Origin of the sequence: Dysgonomonas mossii DSM 22836, assembly GCF_000213575.1 — a bacterium.
Taxonomy (GTDB): domain Bacteria; phylum Bacteroidota; class Bacteroidia; order Bacteroidales; family Dysgonomonadaceae; genus Dysgonomonas; species Dysgonomonas mossii.
The window spans coordinates 1-1786 of sequence record NZ_GL892020.1 but is presented as its reverse complement, the minus strand read 5'-3'; the positions used below and the strand labels follow the sequence as shown (position 1 = coordinate 1786).

At 33.3% G+C, this 1786-nt stretch carries 2 protein-coding genes; both read left to right on the top strand.

Annotation, left to right across the window (positions count from 1 at the left end; translation table 11 throughout):
* Nucleotides 1–801, top strand: an 801-nt coding sequence (locus HMPREF9456_RS16835; RefSeq protein ID WP_147591788.1) for a DNA methyltransferase, incomplete at its 5' end; no start/stop codon positions are given.
* Nucleotides 802–1075: 274 nt separating this feature from the next.
* Nucleotides 1076–1786: helix-turn-helix domain-containing protein (locus HMPREF9456_RS17320; protein ID WP_006844774.1), on the top strand; the 711-nt coding region annotated here is incomplete at its 3' end.

The window sequence follows — 1786 nt, the reverse complement described above, 5'->3', positions numbered from 1 at the left end:
TTGGAAATGAAAGGACATGATATACCTTCTATTTGTCAAGATATTAAACGTCTTCGTTCTGTATTAAATAATACAAAGTCTTTTGATGCAGTATTAGCCTATTTAGAAAATAACTTAAAAAGAGATGATTTTAAAGCCGAAAAGGTTATGGATAATAAATCTAATCTAAGGACGGGTAAATGTAATGAGGGTGATAGATGCGTAACTGTCATTAATTCCATATCTGTAGGTATGAATGAAAAATCTATTATTTCGGGGTCATTGAGAAAGCACAAAAATAATACTTCTGTTCAGCCTTCTACCCTATATAATGAAGATAGAAGCGTAGCTGTTTGTAAAAATATAGATGATGGTTTGAATGAAAAGAGTATTATTAGACAAATAGGAGAACGTTACAAAGCCATTCATCCAACACAAAAACCGCCTCGTCTGATCGAAAGATTATTAGCATTAGTTTGCAAGATTGAACCAAACAAACCCAAACCTTTAGTATTAGACACATTCAGGGGTTCGGCTTCTACTGATATAGCCTGCATGAATTTCGGAGTAGATTGTATCAGTTTCGAGATTGACGATGAATATTTTGATGAAGGAGAAGAACGGAAATCGGAACATAATTTAGAACAAGTTCCATTAATGTTTATCAATAATAAACTATATAGGCCTTTTAAAATATCCTCAAAAGAAAAAGGAGTAGAAATAAAAGAGCTGAAACATATTATTAATGATCTCGAAGAACAATTGTCAGAAGCAAAAATGTATATGAATTATTTAGAACCTTCTTTATTTTATAAAGTATGAAACCAACAAAGCAAATACTAGAACAAAAGATAGAGGAGGTACTAAGTTATCTCCTTTGTCATAATATGGCAGATATGGACGGTAGAGAGTTTAGTTTAATAGCTCGAAACTTTCACTCTTTATGTATGCGATCTGAGAACTTCGGAATAAAATCTTATGGGCGTGGCTCCCATTTGGATAGTATAAGACCTTTAAGATAAAAGATATGAACTATTTAATTTTCATCTATCTAACGCCTGATGAATTTGAGTACTTAAGTAAACTATTTTGATTTATGGATGGATATACACTAACAGCAAAATTAAAAAAGATGCGTAGACGTTTCAGGCTCACAGCTACTGAACAAGCAATTTACCATGAATTAGTTGGTATTTGCAATGAGGATGGGTGGGAAGATATCTTCTGTGCAAGCAATGAAGAAATTTGCTCGGCATTAAGTATATCTGAAAATACGCTTAATACTTCAAGACAGACATTGATTAATGCAGGACTAATTTATTATTTATCCGGTAAAAGTAAGAGGCAAGTAGGTAAATATAGCTTCAAGAAACCATTCAAGGAAAAGAAAACAACTACCTCAAAAATTGAGGGTGATATTGAGGTAAATCCTGAGGTAGATACTTACACCAATCCTGAGGTAGATCCTGAGGACTATAATAAAACTAAAACTGAAACTAAACTATCCCCCTATAATCCCCCAAGGGGATATGAGAATTTCAACTTTGATTTTCTTGATTTTGAATTTAGGGAATGTCTATCAGAATGGTTAAGATATAAGTCTACCAAATGTCAAAAATATAAAGACCAAAAGTCATTAGAAGTTTTTTATAAAAAAATGATTAAGCATTCCGGGGGGCGACCGGATATCGCAAATCTAATGATTGAGGAATCAATGTCTAATAATTGGGCGGGGCTATTTCCGCTAAAAGGAACGAAAGGAGGTATAAATGAGGCTAAACAAACTGCTCGACAACCGGACTACTCC